The following is a 14,872-nucleotide window of genomic DNA, read 5'->3' as shown; positions in this document are numbered from 1 at the left end:
CCTTTCCAGGAGGTGCGTACCGCCGTGCCGTTCACTGGGCGCCGTCCGCGGACGCGGTGCGGCCGGCGTGCAGGGCGGCGGCCATGCGCATGCCCTCGGACCAGGCCACGGGGCCGATCTCGGCGAGGGGGAGGTACCGTCGGCCGTCCTCGACGCTCCAGGCCAGGCCGCCGGTCCAGGCCTTCTCCTCGGTGAAGGGGTCGCTCATGCCGACGGAGGCGGTGACGACCCGTCCGGCGTCCCGGATCCGGTCCACGACGCTGCTGCCGGAGATCTGGTAGCCGAGGGAGGTGGCGCGGGAGGAGAGATGGAACCACGAGCGGTACTCGGCGCCGGCGAACTCGGTGACCGTGTGGGCCGTGGTACCGCTCCCGCCGGGCCTGCGCCAGGTGCGGCGGTGGATCTGCTCGACGCCCTGGACCACGCCCGACTCGGCCGCGAACCGGCGCAGTTCCTCCAGCCGGGGCAGGAGGACGGGGTGGGGCATGGTCACCGTGCGCGGTGCCAGGCGGACGGTCGCGCCGTCCAGGCCGACCAGCCGCAGTTCGCCCGACTCGGCGACGTCGCGCAGGAAACCGGTCTCGTCGGGGTGGTCGCCGACGACAACGATGTCCCGCAGTGCCGCCCGCCACGCCTCGTCGGGCCAGACCTGCCCCAGCAGCCCCGTCGGTACCGGCAGCGAGGACACCATCCACCGGTCGACCTGGGCGGCGCACTCGGCGGCGTGCCGGTCGAGCCATTCGGCGAACCGCTGGAGTTCGAGCACCTCGGGCCGGTCCCGTATCCCCTCCGGCAGGGACCTCTCCCGCTTCCCCTCCCGTCCGTCCGGGGACTTCGCCACCGCCGACCGGGCCACCACCCGGCCCTCCGCCAGGGCGACTTCGTACTCGTCGCCAACTGCCAGCCACCCCATGGATCCTTCGCCTCTCCGCCGCCGGTAACCCGGCACAGCGCGTCCGGCGGCCCGAATCGGCGCGCCCCGCTGTGACGTTGGCGAAAGACTAGGGGCACCCACCGACAGTCCCCCCGCTCACACCGCCCCGTCCGAGCGGTCAAGGGAACCGTCCGCACCGGGCGGTGGATTTCGCGCCAGATTGAACGACGACGTTTTCCAGCCGACTCCCACTCGAACGGACGTCCGTTCACCCCGGCCGGTTTCGCGGGCGGGGCGGCTCCATGGGGGCGGTGTGCCACCGTGGCCAGGATGACAGGGCCGGCGGCGCAGGCAAGAGGGCGGACGGCCGGATTCCCTACGGAGTGGGATCCGGTGCGGATGGGTGTGTTCTCCGCCTTGTTCGCCCGGACGGAGGCCGCTGTTCCGCCCCTGACGGGGCGCCGACAACGGCGGATTGACTCGGGTGCGGTTCGCACGTGCGTACGTTCCGTGTTCCACCCGCACGGATCAGGGCACATGGCCTCGTGGCGCGGGGACGAGTGACTATCGGCTGTCCGAACCGGACGGCCGAGACAAGGGGTGGGGGAGATGGTCCGTACGGTCGTGGTGCACGACGAGGAACTACTGCGGTCGGCGTTGGCGCAACTGCTCAGATCCGACGACACACTGGAGGTCTCGGCACTGTGTCCGGACAACGAGGCCCCGGACACCGAGGCGTTACCGGCGGACGTGTGTGTCGTGGACGGCGAGTGCCTCCAGGGACCGGACGACGCCCGGGGGGAGCGCCTGCGGGGCCGGTACGGGGACCGGCTCGTCGTCCTGACGACCGCCAAGCGGCCGGGGGTGCTGCGCCGGGCGTTCGAAGGCGGCGCGCTCGGGCTGGTGGACAAGAACGCCCCGGCGCACCGGCTGATCACGGCGGTGCACACCGTGGCCAAGGGGGAGCGCTTCCTGGACGAGACCCTCACCGTGGCCCTGCTGAAGGGCGCGGAGATGCCGCTGACCACCCGCGAACTGGGCGTGCTGTCCCTGGCCTCCCAGGGAGCGCCGATCGCCGAGATCGCCGCCCGGCTGCACCTGTCGCGGGGAACGGTCCGCAACTACATGGCGACGGCCATCCGGAAGGTGGGCGCCCGCAACCGGGTCGACGCGATACGCATCGTCCAGAGCGCCGGCTGGACGTGACCCGGCCGCGCCGTCCGCCGGCCGCGTCCCGCACGGAGGTTCGCGGTCACGGCCGCCGCGACGGCTCTCCGTGCCAGTGGCCCGTCAGGTCGCGGTAGAGCGGCGACCGGTCCAGCACCTCCTCGTGGGTGCCGCAGACCGCGGCCACGCCGTCCAGCACCAGCACCCGGTCGGCCCGGACCGCCGACGACAGACGGTGCGCCACCACCACCAGCGTGCCCGGCCGCCGGGCCAGGGCCTCCTCCGCGTGGGCCTCCGCGGCCGGGTCGAGGTGGCAGGTGGCCTCATCGAGCAGCAGCAGGGGGGCGGGCGACAGGTACGCGCGGGCCAGCGCGACGAGTTGCCGCTCCGCGTGGGTCAGTTCGGCGGGCCGCACCGGACCGTCGAGCCCGCCCAGGCGCTCGACCAGCGGCCGCAGCCCGAGTTCCCGGACTGCGGCGTCCAGGTCCGCCCGGTCCGCGTCCGGGCGGAGATAGGCGAGGTTGTCGCCGACGGTGCCGGTGAAGACGTACGCCTCCTGCGGGACCAGCGTGCGCAGGGCGGCGAGTTCGGCGGCGGCGCGTCCGGTCACCGCCTGGCCGGCCACCCGGACCTCGCCGCCGCTCGGCGCGAGCGTTCCCGCGACGAGGCGGGTGAGGGTCGACTTGCCGATGCCGCTCGGTCCGACGACGGCGAGGTGTTCGCCCCGGGCGACACGCAGGTCGAGCGAGTCGAGCACCGGCTCCGCGCGGACGCCGTAGGACAGGGTGACGGACCGAAGTTCCACCGCCGGGGCCGGCCGGGCGCCGGACGCCTGGGGTCCGCCGGGCGCGGGTGCGCGGGCGGGGGACGCGGGTGTGGCCTCCCGCACCGGCGCGGGGCCGAGGATCCGGTCGAGGACGACGAGCAGCCGGGCGCCCGCCGCGCCCAGGGCGGTCATCAGCGTGTGCAGGGCGGGCAGCAGGGACTGCACGAGATAGGTGAACGCGCCGAGCAGCGCACCCGCCGTCACGCCCCGCCCGCGCAGCCACGGCACCGCCACGAGCAACGCGAGCACGGGCAGGTTGCCCGCGACGCCGAGCGCCGTCGTGCGCACCGCCGCCCAGCGGGCCAGGACCCGGGCCGTCGCGGCGGCCTCGGCGACCAGTTCCGCACCGCGCCGCTCCGTCTCGGGCCCGGCCCCGCAGGCCGTGAGGTCCCGCAGGGCGGCGCGTGAGCGGGTCACGTGGTCGCCGAGCGCCTCGTCGGCGGCCAGGGCGCGGCGTTGGGCCGCCGCCATGGGCCGCAGCGTCGCCAGGAACAGCGTGAGGCCGGCCGCCAGGGGCGGCAGGACCACCACGAGCAGCGCCGGATGCAGGGACAGCAGGCCGATCAGGGCCCCCGCGGCGGTGAAGACGAACGAGCGCAGGGTGAGGACGAGACCGGCGAAGCTGTCCCGGGCGATCTCGACCTGGTTGGTCAGCCGGGAGACGGCCGCCCGGTCCGTTCCGCCGGGCCCGCCGAGGGCCGCCAGGGTCATGGACCGGTCGACCGCGCGCCGCACCAGACCGTCCCGCAGCGGCTCCGTCAACCCGGCGAGCTGCGCGAACACGCCTCGCACGACCGGAGCGCCGGACAGTACGGCGACCAGGGCGACCGCGAGCCACAGCAGCCCCCGGCGCGTGTCACCGGCGAGAAAGCCCTCGTCGACGGCGTGCGCGACCGCGAATCCCACCAGGAACGCCTGCGCCGACTCCACCAGCGACCAGAGCCCGAGCCGGGCCAGCACGCCTTTGCGCCGGGCGAGGAAGCGGCGCGCCGGCGGGACGACGCGGCGCAGCGCCCCCGACCCGTCGTCCGGTGCGGGCAAGCGGCGGTCCCCTGCGGGCGCGGACGTCACGGCCGTGCCTCCTCGGGCTCGGGGGCGGGGTCGGCGGCGAGTTCGGAGTCGAGTCCGGACCCGGGCTTCGACGCGGGCTCCGGACCGGGTCGGCGGGCGGACCCCACGCGCGGCGCAGCGGCCGCGGCGCCGAAGACGGCCCGGTAGTCCTCCGTCCGCCACAGGTCGTGGTGCGTCCCGACGGCCCGCACGCTCCCCTCCTCCAGCCACAGCACCAGATCCGCCCGGGCCGCCACCGACGGGCGGTGCGCGATCACGAGCCTGGTCCCGGGCCGCACCGAGCGGCGCAGGGCGAGGTTCACCTCGTGTTCCGTGGCGGTGTCCAGACTGGACGTCGCGTCGTCCATCACCAGGAGCCGTCCGGCCTGCGCGAACGCCCGTGCCAGGCCGAGCCGCTGGTGCTCCCCGCCGGAGAGCGGCGCCCCCGACAGCGGGGTGTCGTACCCGTCCGGCAACCGGCGGACGAAGCCGTCGGCCCCCGCCGCTCGGGCGGCTCGCCGTACCTCCTCGGGGGAGGCCCGCCGCGCCCCGGAGGCGACCGCTTCGGCGACCGTGCCCTCCCCCAGTGCCGGGCGTTCGAAGGCGAAGGCCACCTCGGTGCGCAGCGCCTCGCGCGTCAGCCGGTCGAGGCGGACACCGTCCAGCAGCACCTGGCCCTCGTCGGGGTCGATCAGCCGCCCCGCCACGGCCGCCAGGACGGACTTGCCCGCGCCGCTGCGGCCGACCACCGCGACCGTGGAGCCGCCCGGCACCCGCACGTGGTCGGCGCGCAGCACCTCCCTGCCGTCGCGCACCACGCGCACACCGCGCAGTTCGAGTTCACCGGTGCCGGCCGGGGGCAGGTGACCCGTCCCGTGGGACAGCGCGGGCAGCCGTTCCAGCTCCAGGGTCCGTTTGCGTGCCTCGCGGCCCCGCACGATGGCGCCCAGCAGGGATGCCGCGCCGCCGACACCGGCCGTGAGCTGTGCGTACCGGCCGGCGGCGAGCAGCTCCCCCACGCTCAGGTCCCCGGAGGCCAGGCGCAGTCCGCCGACCCCCGTGGCGACCAGGATCAGCAGCGGCACCAGGACGCCGCTCCTGCCCAGCGCCCGTCCGTGCAGGGCCCACATGTCCCGGCCCTGGGCGGCGAGTTCCGCCAACGGCGCCAGCACCCGGGCACGTTCCCGGTCACCGGTCCCCGCGGCGCCGATCGTCGCCGTGCCCTCCAGGGCCTCGAGGAGCCCCGACGCGATCTGGGACTGGGTGCGCTGGTAGGCGGCGACCGAGGCGCCGGTGTCGCGGGCGAAGGCCCGCAGCACCAGGGCCAGGGCGGGCAGACCGGCGCACACGCAGGCCGCCACCCACACGTCGACGAAGGCCAGCGCCACCAGGGCGCCCAGCGGGGTGAGCAGCGAGGCCGCCAGTGCCGCCCGGGCCGCCGGGGCGCCGCCCGCGTCGGCGGCGTTGAGGGTCAGGCGAGTGCCTACGTCCCCCGGCGGAAAGGGCCGGACGCGGTCCGGTACGGCGCCCAGCAGGCCGGTGAGGGCCCGAGAGCGGACGGAGGCCGTCCATGCGGCGTTGCAGCCTCCGGTGAACAGCGCGGTCAGGCTGTCGAGGAGCAGTTCCCCCAGGAGGAGCCCGGCGCTCAGCGCGAGCCAGGGGCCGGCGTCGTCGGCGCCGTCGCGCAGCATCAAGTCGAGTGTGCGGCCGAGGACGACCGGCTGGGCCACCGCCGTCAGGGCGGCCGCGACCGAGCACAGCAGCACCAGTACCTCCGGCGCGCGCCCGGGATTCGCGGCGTCGGTCCCGTCCCGCGCCTCGGGCGCCCGCCGCGCCCGGGACCTGCTCGTTCGCACCAGCCAAGACCTTCCGTCCGTCCCACCGTGCCGGGACGCCGGTCGCGCACCCCGTGGGGCCGTGGGGTGCGCGGGCAGGCGTCGGCGCCCCGGGAGAGACCCGGGGCGCCAGTGCCGGGCGACACGGCTCACCATGTCGCCGCGGCGGTCAACTCCGGCGTCAGTTACAGGTCGTGACGCTCAGGCTGCTGTCGCCGCAGAGCAGCAGGCTGGCGCGGCTGCCTCCGGTCTCGACGTCGCCCATGGCCTCGTCCTTGGGGGTCTCCATCGACTGCAGGTCGAAAAGGTTCATGACTCTTCCCTTCGTACGGCAACAGGTGTGCTTTTTCACGACCCCGAGCGGGGCCGAGTCGGAGGGCCGCTGCTCGTGCGCAGCGGCGGCAGGAACGGCAGCCCGGCGGGCTCATCGCCGAGGACGGAGGCGACGGCCAGCAGGCATCCGGCCGTTCCGGTGGAGAGGTCCATGGAAAGCCGCATCATCTGCTCACCGGGGAAGGCGAGCCGGTCGCGGTAGGACATGGCGTGCCAGGACAGCGCGTCGAGCTGGCGCCGCAGGGCCTCGGGGCCGGTGCCGGGTGCCGTGGCCGTGGTGCGGCCGAGGTGCAGCACCATTCCGGCGACGCCGCGGTAGAGGCCCGGCTGGGCGTAGAACATGGCCTGTGCGGCGGCCACGATCTCGCCTCGCGCCCGCTCGAACTCCTCGTCCTCGCGGTGGGCCAGGTAGTCGTCGAGGACCATGCCGATGCCCACGCTGCCCGCGCCCAGGTAGGGCATGGTGCGCCAGCCCTCGTCGACCTGGAGCGCGCCGCCCGCGCCGCGGACACACTGGGCGAGGTCCTGGCGCAGCGCGTCACGGGCGAGGTCGAGCAGGGCGCCGTCCCGGGTGCGTTCGTGGAGCCGCAGGAAGAGCAGGGCGCGTCCCGAGGCGCCGTACAGCAGCCCGGCGCGGGTCCGGCCGGACTTCTCCGCCGTGTTCCGCGTGCCGCCGGCCGCCAGGTCGGCGCAGCGCAGGGCGATGGTGCGCAGCGCGCTCTCCCCGGTGGTGGCGGCGAGCGAGTCCAGGGCCAGGCCCAGTCCGGCGGTGCCGCTGTGCAGGTCGGGGGCCAGGTCGTCGAGGGGCTGGTCGAGAAGGAGTTCGGCGAGGTCGAGGGCGCGGTCGCGGTGACCGAGGCGGTCGAGGGTCCAGGCGATTCCGGCGAGCCCGTCGTGGAAGCCGAGCGGCATGCCCGAGGGCGGTTGCTTGGTCCGCTCCAGCAGCCACTGCTCCCCGTCCTCGTCCCTGCCCGCCCCGCTCTCCGCCAGGGCGTACAGCACCCCCGCCGCTCCGTGGCCGAAGGCGAGGCCGCCGCCGGCGGTGGCGAACTGCGCGATGTCACCGGGGTAGAGGCGGTCCGTGCGGGACGGCGTCGCGGAGGCGCGGACGGCCTCGGCCATCGAGTCCCGGCTGCGGGGCCAGTCGTCCGGGCGGACCGGCGCCACCGGCCCGGCCGGCCGTGGTGCCGCGGGGACGCCGTCGGCGCCGGCCGTGATCTCGTCGACCGCCGCGTCCAGGAAGGCCCGGTCCACGGGGAACTGTTCGGCCACCACGTCGGCGAGGTGGGCCGCCTTGCGCCGGTCGAGCGCCAGCAGGCTGGTGAGCGGGAGGAACAGCGCGAGCCGCAGACACGCCAGCGCGTACCGGTCCACGGCCACGCCCCGCCGGTCGGCGGGGGCCACGAACCCCGGGTTCGCCACGATCTGCCGACCCGGTTCGTCGACGTGGTGGGCGGCCTCGAAGTCCAGCAGGGCGATGCTGTCGTCCTCGCGGATCATGATGTTGAACAGGTGCAGGTCGTTGAAGACCACGCCCCGGGCGTGCACGTCCTGGACGGCTCGTTCCACCCGCGCGTGGACGTCCAGGGCCCAGGCGGTGTACTCGGCCAGTCTTCGCTCGTCCGGGTCGGCCTCGATGAGCGGATGGCGGCGGGCGAAGAACGTGTTGAGCGGCTTGCCGTCGAGGTACTCCAGGACGAGGAAGTGGTGTTCCCCGATCGTGAGGTGGTCGCGCACCTCGGGCGTGCAGCCGAGGCCCGACAGCATCTCCAGCGCCCGGCGTTCGCGGTGCAGCCGGGTCACGGCGTCCGCCCCGTCGGCCGCGAGACCGGCGTGCGGACGGGCCTCCTTGAGGACGACCTGCTCGCCGGTGCGGCTGTCCCGGGCGAGGTAGACACCGCCGCCGTTGGAGAAGTGCAGTGCCGACTCGACGGTGTAGGGCAGCTCGGCCAGGGTCACCGCGGAGCGGGCTTCGAGGTGCTCGCCCAGGAAGGCGGGCGGGGTGACCCAGTCCGGTACCCGGAAGACCGGGCCGCGCAGGTCGGGCACCAGGACGCCGTCGGGGCCGGTGACGGCCGGCCGCAGCTCGCCGTCCGCGTCGTAGCAGTTGCGGCGGGTGAAGCCGCCGTACCGGACGTGCACGGGGCCGTCACCGATCCGGAGGTCGCTGAGGATGTGCGGTCCGGGCTCGCCGGCCAGCAGGCCGGACAGCTCCCCCACGAGCCGTTCGAAGTCCGCCTCGTTGGCCGGGTACACGGTGATGAACTTGCCGCTGCCGGCGCGGTCCGCGTACTTCGCGTTGCGCTGGTGCAGCAGGTAGCGGCTGGGCACGAACTTGAAGGCGGTGCCGCCGTCGACGCAGTGCCGCAGGACGCGCTCCAGCACGGACTCGGCGTTGTCGAGGCAGGCGGAGACGTGGATCTTCCACCCCTGGTCGGGCAGGTCGGTCTCGACCGGGCGCAGGGCGAGCCAGTCCCCGCTCTCGTTGCGCTGCCACCCGGCCGGCACGGGGGCCGAGGCCGCGGCGTACCGGGCGTGCCGGGTGCCGCCGCGCAGGGCCGTGCGGTGCGGAGCATCGTAGAAGGACGGATCCGCGTCGCAGTAGACGGCATAGCCCTTGTTCACGCCTTCTCCCTCCGCCGGTCGCTGACGGGGATGACGCTGTCACGCGGCGTACCGCTCCGGACAGTTACCGCTGTCATGACTCCGACGTGCGGAACGCACGGGTAACTTCGCTGGACGGGCGGCCGGGGGAAGGTTTCCGCTGGACGGAAGGATCCTTGCCGGGGTGGGGGCACGTCGCCATGGTGTGAGCCACACGACGTCGACGACGGGAGCGCCCATGCCGCACACGACCGCCTTCGCCAGGAACCAGTGGTACGTCGCCGCCCACCGCCACGAGGTGGGCGGGAGTTGCTGGGGGCGGCGTGTGGAGGCGGTGCGCGACCCGGCCTTCACCGTGGCGGCGGGGCAACTGGTCTGGCTGGACGGCCCGTCGGGCTGCGGCAAGACGACGCTGCTGACGTGTGTGGGCGGGCTGCTCGAACCGATGGCCGGGGAGGTTTTCCTGGCGGGCCGGAGGGTGGACGGCCCCCGGCGACGAGGCCGTCTACCTGGGCGAACGGGTGGTGGTGCTGTCCGCCTCCTCCAGGGTCGTGCGCGAGCAGCTGAAGGTCGGCCTGCCGGCCGAGCGGGGCCAGGTGCACACCCGGGTGTCCCCGCGCTTCGCCGAGCTGAGCACCCATGTGTACGAGCAGATCCAGCGGCGAAGCGGGGGACGCCCTCTCCCGTGAAGACCGACGCGCCGCCGTCTCACTGGCCCGGGGCCGCCCACAGCCCTCGTACGTGTCCCAGGTGGCGTGTCATCACCGCGCGCACGGCCTCCTCGTCGCGGGCGAGCAGCGCGTCGAGGATCTCCAGGTGCTCCTCCGCCGACGCCTGGAGCCGCCCCTGTTCCACCAGCGCCGTCAGCCCGTAGAGCCGGGAGCGGCGGCGCAGGTCCCGTACGACCTCCACCAGGTGGGCGTTGCCCGCGAGTTCCAGCAGGCCCAGGTGGAAGCGGAGGTCGGCGTCGACGTACGCGATGAGGTCACCGGCCAGTGCGGAGGTGACGATCTCCTCGGCGACGGGGCGCAGCGCCTGGAGGGCGACGGTGTCGGCGGTGGTGGCGAGCCCGGTCGTGGTGGGGATCTCGATCAGCGAGCGGATGTGGGTGTACTCGTCGAGCTGCCGTTCGGACACGGCGGTGACCCGGAACCCCTTGTTGGGCACGGTGTCGACCAGGCCCTCCCTGACCAGGTCGAGCATCGCCTCGCGGACGGGGGTGGCGGAGACACCGAAGCGGGCGGCGAGGCCGGGCGCCGAGTAGACCTCGCCGGGGCGCAGTTCGCCCGCGATCAGGGCGGCGCGCAGCGCCTCGACGACCCGCTCGCGGTGGCTGGGCTTGCGGCCGCCGAGGACGGGCAGCGCGGGACCGGAGGCGCTCACAGCACGAACCCCGCCGGGAAGGGGTCCTCGGGGTCCAGCAGGTACTGGGCGGTTCCGGTGATCCAGGCGCGGCCGGTGAAGCTGGGCAGGACGGCCGGGTGTCCGGCGACCTCGGTGGTGCCGAGCAGCCGGCCGGTGAACCGGGTGCCGATGAAGGACTCGTTCGTGAACTCGGTGTGCGGCGGGAGTTCGCCCCGGGCGTGCAGCTGTGCCATACGGGCGCTGGTGCCGGTGCCGCAGGGCGAGCGGTCGAACCAGCCGGGGTGGATCACCATGGCGTGCCGGGAGTGGCGGGCGGTGGAGTCGGGTGCGGTCACCTGGACATGGTGGCAGCCGTGGATGGACGGGTCGTCGGGGTGTACGGGTTCGCCCTCGGCGTTGATCGCCGCCATCAGGGACAGACCGGCGGCGAGGATGTCGTCCTTGCGGGACCGGTCGAAGGGCAGCCCGAGCCGCTCCAGCGGCAGGATCGCGTAGAAGTTCCCGCCGTAGGCGAGGTCGTACGTCACCGTCCGGCCGTCGGGCAGGGTCGCCTCGCGGTCGAGGCCGACGGCGAAGGACGGCACGTTTTGCAGGGTCACGGCCCTGGCGGCGCCGCCCTCCACCGCCACCTCGGCGACGACGACCCCGGCGGGGGTGTCGAGGCGGATGGTGGTGACGGGTTCGACGACCTCGACCATGCCGGTCTCCACCAGGACGGTCGCCACACCGATGGTGCCGTGGCCGCACATGGGGAGGTAGCCGGAGACCTCGATGTAGACGACGCCCCAGTCGCAGTCGCTCCGGGTGGGCGGCTGGAGGATCGCACCGCTCATGGCGGCGTGCCCGCGCGGCTCGTTCATCAGCAACCGCTTGACGTCGTCCCGGTGTTCGCGGAAGTACAGCCGCCGTTCGTTCATGGTCGCGCCGGGGATGGTGCCGATGCCGCCGGTGATCACCCGGGTGGGCATGCCCTCGGTGTGCGAGTCGACGGCGTGCAGGACGAGCTTGCTGCGCATGGTGCTCCCTTCCCGGCGCTTCCGCTACGCCAGTCCGGCCGCGAGGGCCTTCTCGGTGGCGGCGCGGACGGCTGCCTCCTGTGCGGGCAGCAGCGGCACGCGGGGTGGGCGGCAGGGGCCGCCGCGGCGTCCGGCCAGGTCCATGGAGACCTTGATGGCCTGGACGAACTCGACCTTCGAGTCCCAGCGCAGCAGGGGGTGCAGCTCCCGGTAGAGCGGCTCGGCCGTGGCCAGGTCGCCGGCGACCGCCGCGCGGTACAGCTCGACGCAGGCGGCGGGCAGCGCGTTGGGGAATCCGGCGATCCAGCCCTTCGCCCCGGCGATCGCCAGCTCCAGCAGGACGTCGTCGGCGCCGGCCAGCAGGTCCAGGTCGGGGGCGAGTTCGGCGATGCGGTAGGCCCGGCGGACGTCGCCGGAGAACTCCTTCACCCCTTGGACGTGTCCCTCGCCGTGCAGCCGGGCCAGCAGCTCGGGCACCAGGTCGACCTTGGTGTCGATGGGGTTGTTGTAGGCGACCACCGGCAGCCCGGTCCGGGCGACCTCGGCGTAGTGCGCGAGGACGGAACGCTCGTCGGCCCGGTAGGCGTTGGGCGGCAGCAGCATCACCGCCCCGCAGCCCGCCTCGCCCGCCTGCTCGGCCCAGCGGCGGGCCTCGGCGGACCCGTAGGCGGCGACGCCGGGCATGACGCGCTGTCCGCCGACCGCAGCGACGGCGGTCTCGACGACCCGGGCGCGCTCCTCGGGGGTGAGCACCTGGTACTCGCCGAGGGAGCCGTTGGGGGCCACGCCGTCGCAGCCGTTGGCAACGAGCCAGGCGCAGTGCTCGGCGTAGGCGTCGTGGTCGACGGAGAGGTCGTCGTGGAGCGGGAGCGCGGTGGCGACGAGGACGCCGCGCCAGGGACGGTGGTCGGTCATGAGGGTCCTCTCTCGGGCTGTTGGGGGGCTTCTTCTCGCGGTTCGGGGTTCTCTTCTCGCGGTTCGGGGTTCTCTTCTCGCGGTTCGGGTTCCGGGCGGGCGAGGACGCCCAGCGGTACGGGGCGGGCGAAGACGCGCCGGGAGGGCGCGGGTCCGCATCCCGCGATGCCCGCGACGGCGGCGCCGCACATCCGGCCCTGGCACCAGCCCATCCCGGCCCGGGTCAGCAGCTTCACGGTGCGGACGTCGCCCGCGCCCAGCTCGTCGACGGCCTCGCGGACGGCACCGGCGGTGACCTCCTCGCAGCGGCAGACGAGGGTGTCGTCGGTGATCCGCCCGGTCCACGCGGCGGGTGGGGTGAAGGCGGCGGCGAGGGCGTCCGCGGACCGCCGCAGCCGGGCCCGGCTCCTGGCGGCCGGTGCCCATCCGGCGGGGTCGGGCTCGGTGCCGCGCAGCCGGGCGGCGACCGAACGTCCGGCGATGTGTCCCTCGGCGAGCGCGAGCTGGGCGCCGCCGACACCGGTGGCCTCCCCCGCCGCCCACACGCCGGGGACGCTGGTGCGCTGTTCGGCGTCGACGGCCACCGTCGGTCCGTCCGGGCGGCAGCCGAGCCCGTCGGCGAGGTCGGTGTGCGGGAGCATGCCGTGGCCGACGGCCAGGGTGTCGCAGGGCAGGTACCGCCCGGTGCCGCGCCGCACACGTCCGTCGGTGTCGAGGGCGGCGACGGTGACGCCGGTGAGACGGTCGTCGCCGTGGGCGCGGACGACGGTGTGCCGGGTGCGGGGGCGGACGCGGTGGCGCAGCAGCCGGGCCGCGTATCCGGCGGCCTCGGGGAACTTGCCGGCCAGGTCGCGCGCCTGCCGGGCGGCGTGGCGCGGGTCGGCCGACTCCACGAGCGCCGCGACCCGCACCCCGGCCGCCGCGAGGCCGGTCGCCACGGGCAGCAGCAGCGGCCCGGTCCCGGCGACGACGCCGGTCCGTCCGGGCACCACGAGACCGCCCTTGAGCATGGCCTGGGCGCCGCCGGCCGTGACGACGCCGGGAAGTGTCCAGCCGGGGAAGGGCAGGACGTGTTCGTAGCCGCCGGTGGCGAGCAGCACCGCGTCGCCGTGCACGGCGACCGGCTCCTCCTGCTCGGGACCGAGCAGGGCGTGCACGGTGAAGGCACCGGACCTCGCCTCCACGTACCAGACGTGATGGTCCGGCAGGACGCGTACGCCGCTGGTGCCGAGCCCGTCCCGCAGCCGCTCCCAGGTGCGCCACTGGTGATGCAGCGCCCGTGGCCGACGGGCGTCCAGTGCGGCGGCGGGCTGCCGGTAGTACTGCCCGCCCGGCCCGTCCGCGCCGTCCAGGACGGTGACCCGTACCCCTCGCGCGTCCGCCGCCAGCGCCGCCGCGAGCCCGGCCGGACCCGCACCGACGACCACGAGTTCAGTCCGCATGGCCCGTGCCCTCCTGGGTGCGGATCACGTCGCCGGGCCGCACCGGCACCAGGCAGGCCCGCTGGTTGGGGCGGTCGTTGACGGTGACCAGGCAGTCGAAGCACACCCCGATAGCGCAGAAGACCCCGCGCGGGCGGCCCGACCCCCGTGTGGTGCGCCAGGAGGTGATGCCGGCCGCCCAGAGCACGGCCGCGACCGTCCGGCCGGGCAGCACCTCGGTCCGGCTGCCGTCGACGGTGACCGTGAAGGGGGGCGCGGGCCGCGCCCGGACCAGCCGCAGCGGGTTCACCGGACCTCCTCGGGAAAGCGGTCGGGGCGGAACGGGGCCAGGTCGAGGGCGGGCCGCGCGCCGCTCAGCAGGCCGGCGACCAGGTGCCCGGTGCCGGTGGACAGGCCGATGCCTGCGCCCTCGTGCCCGCACGCGTGGTAGAGGCCGGGCACCCTGGGGTCCGCGCCGATGGCCGGCAGGTGGTCGGGCAGGTACGGCCGGAAGCCGGCGTACGCGCGCAGGGCCCGCACCCGTGCGAGGAAGGGGAAGAGCCGGGTCGCGCCGGCGGCCAGGGCCCGCAGCGCCGGGAGGGACACGGAGCGGTCGAAGCCGACCCGTTCCCGGCTGGCGCCGATGAGCACCGGCCCGGCGGCGGTGCCCTCGACCACCGGTGAGGTCTGCAGGGCCGCCGAGTCGCTGGCCACGTCGGCGACGTAGTCCGCCGCGTACACCTTGTGCCGTACCCGGGGCGGCAGCGGTTCGGTGACGAGGACGTAGCCGCGCCGGGGCAGGACCGGCAGCCGTACGCCCGCCAGCGCGGCCACTTCGCCGCCCCACGGCCCGGCCGCGTTCACGACCGCCGGGGCGTGCAGTGCGCCCCGGTCGGTGCGCACCCCGCGCACCGCGCCGTCCGGGGCGCGCAGGAAGCCGGTCACCGTGCGGCCGGTGTGCAGCCGGGCGCCGGACGCCCGCAGCAGGTGGGCGGCGGCCAGGGCAGGCATGACCTGGGCGTCCTGCGGATAGTGCACGGCGCCCGCCAGGCCGGGGGCGAGCCGGGGTTCGAGGTCGGGCAGCCGGTCGGCGGGCACGGACACCGCCTCCACCCCGGCCGCCCGCTGTCCCGCGGCGAACGTCTCCAGGCCGGTCAGCGCCTCGGGGGTGGTGGCGACGACGACTCCGCCCTTTTGCTCGTACTCGACCTCCCGGCCCAGTTCCCCGGCGAGCGCGGTCCACAGGCGGGCGGAGAGCAGGGCGAGGTCCAGCTCGGGGCCGGGCTCCTTGTCGGAGACGAGGAGGTTGCCCTCCCCGGCCCCGGTGGTGCCGCCGGCCACGTGGCCACGGTCCACCACGATCACGTCGAGCCCCTCGCGGGCGGCGTACAAGGCACAGGCCGCGCCCACCATCCCGGCTCCGACCACTACGACATCGCAGGTCAGCGACTCCGTCACGCCAGTAC

General features: G+C 75.1%; 12 protein-coding genes and 1 pseudogene. 2 read left to right on the top strand and 11 right to left on the bottom strand.

Going from position 1 to position 14,872, the window contains the following annotated elements; translation table 11 throughout:
- Window positions 1-31: 31 nt before the first annotated feature.
- Complete coding sequence (locus tag OIE75_RS35220) at window positions 32-913, bottom strand: DUF4132 domain-containing protein (protein WP_329473358.1); 882 nt, start codon at window positions 911-913, stop codon at window positions 32-34.
- Between the two features lie 561 nt (window positions 914-1,474).
- On the opposite strand from OIE75_RS35220, the gene OIE75_RS35215 reads away from it, so the two are divergent.
- Window positions 1,475-2,080, top strand: coding sequence for a response regulator transcription factor (locus OIE75_RS35215; protein WP_307016242.1), 606 nt, complete (start codon window positions 1,475-1,477; stop codon window positions 2,078-2,080).
- Window positions 2,081-2,126: 46 nt separating this feature from the next.
- Here the strand turns inward: OIE75_RS35215 and OIE75_RS35210 are convergent, their stop codons facing one another.
- From OIE75_RS35210 to lanKC, 4 genes are all read right to left on the bottom strand, one after another.
- Window positions 2,127-3,938 carry an ABC transporter ATP-binding protein gene (locus OIE75_RS35210; protein ID WP_329473357.1) on the bottom strand — a complete coding sequence of 604 codons (1,812 nt, stop codon included), beginning with the start codon at window positions 3,936-3,938 and terminating at the stop codon, window positions 2,127-2,129.
- Complete coding sequence (locus tag OIE75_RS35205) at window positions 3,935-5,773, bottom strand: ABC transporter ATP-binding protein (protein ID WP_329473356.1); 1,839 nt, start codon at window positions 5,771-5,773, stop codon at window positions 3,935-3,937. Before OIE75_RS35205 ends, OIE75_RS35210 begins: the two co-directional genes overlap by 4 nt.
- Window positions 5,774-5,933: 160 nt before the next feature.
- Window positions 5,934-6,065, bottom strand: coding sequence for a mycelium formation morphogenetic lantipeptide SapB (ramS, locus tag OIE75_RS35200; RefSeq protein WP_122620605.1), 132 nt, complete (start codon window positions 6,063-6,065; stop codon window positions 5,934-5,936).
- 35 nt (window positions 6,066-6,100) lie between these two features.
- Complete coding sequence (lanKC, locus tag OIE75_RS35195) at window positions 6,101-8,710, bottom strand: class III lanthionine synthetase LanKC (protein ID WP_329473355.1); 2,610 nt, start codon at window positions 8,708-8,710, stop codon at window positions 6,101-6,103.
- A 277-nt stretch (window positions 8,711-8,987) separates the two neighbouring features.
- On the opposite strand from lanKC, the pseudogene OIE75_RS35190 reads away from it, so the two are divergent.
- A pseudogene (locus OIE75_RS35190) lies at window positions 8,988-9,401 on the top strand (ATP-binding cassette domain-containing protein); the annotation flags it as partial.
- Here the strand turns inward: OIE75_RS35190 and OIE75_RS35185 are convergent.
- The 6 genes from OIE75_RS35185 to OIE75_RS35160 are packed head-to-tail and all read right to left on the bottom strand — an operon-like array spanning window position 9,398 to window position 14,864.
- Complete coding sequence (locus OIE75_RS35185) at window positions 9,398-10,072, bottom strand: GntR family transcriptional regulator (RefSeq protein ID WP_122620597.1); 675 nt, start codon at window positions 10,070-10,072, stop codon at window positions 9,398-9,400. The pseudogene OIE75_RS35190 and the gene OIE75_RS35185 overlap by 4 nt on opposite strands.
- On the bottom strand, window positions 10,069-11,070 hold the full coding sequence (locus tag OIE75_RS35180; RefSeq protein ID WP_329473354.1) for a proline racemase family protein: 1,002 nt from the start codon (window positions 11,068-11,070) through the stop codon (window positions 10,069-10,071). The genes OIE75_RS35185 and OIE75_RS35180 overlap by 4 nt, the downstream gene beginning before the upstream one ends.
- Window positions 11,071-11,094: 24 nt before the next feature.
- A complete protein-coding gene (locus tag OIE75_RS35175; protein WP_329473353.1) occupies window positions 11,095-11,985 on the bottom strand; it encodes a dihydrodipicolinate synthase family protein in 891 nt (296 codons plus the stop codon).
- Window positions 11,982-13,427, bottom strand: a complete 1,446-nt coding sequence (locus OIE75_RS35170) for an FAD-dependent oxidoreductase (protein ID WP_329473352.1) — start codon at window positions 13,425-13,427, stop codon at window positions 11,982-11,984. Before OIE75_RS35170 ends, OIE75_RS35175 begins: the two co-directional genes overlap by 4 nt.
- Window positions 13,417-13,716: a (2Fe-2S)-binding protein gene (locus OIE75_RS35165; RefSeq protein ID WP_329473351.1), complete on the bottom strand. Its 300-nt coding sequence runs from the start codon at window positions 13,714-13,716 to the stop codon at window positions 13,417-13,419. Before OIE75_RS35165 ends, OIE75_RS35170 begins: the two co-directional genes overlap by 11 nt.
- Window positions 13,713-14,864, bottom strand: coding sequence for an NAD(P)/FAD-dependent oxidoreductase (locus OIE75_RS35160; protein WP_329473350.1), 1,152 nt, complete (start codon window positions 14,862-14,864; stop codon window positions 13,713-13,715). The genes OIE75_RS35165 and OIE75_RS35160 overlap by 4 nt, the downstream gene beginning before the upstream one ends.
- Window positions 14,865-14,872: the final 8 nt, after the last annotated feature.

It is taken from the genome of Streptomyces sp. NBC_01723 (assembly GCF_036246005.1).
GTDB lineage: Bacteria > Actinomycetota > Actinomycetes > Streptomycetales > Streptomycetaceae > Streptomyces.
Note: the sequence above shows the minus strand (reverse complement) of the source record. Positions and strands in the feature narration are given on the sequence as shown.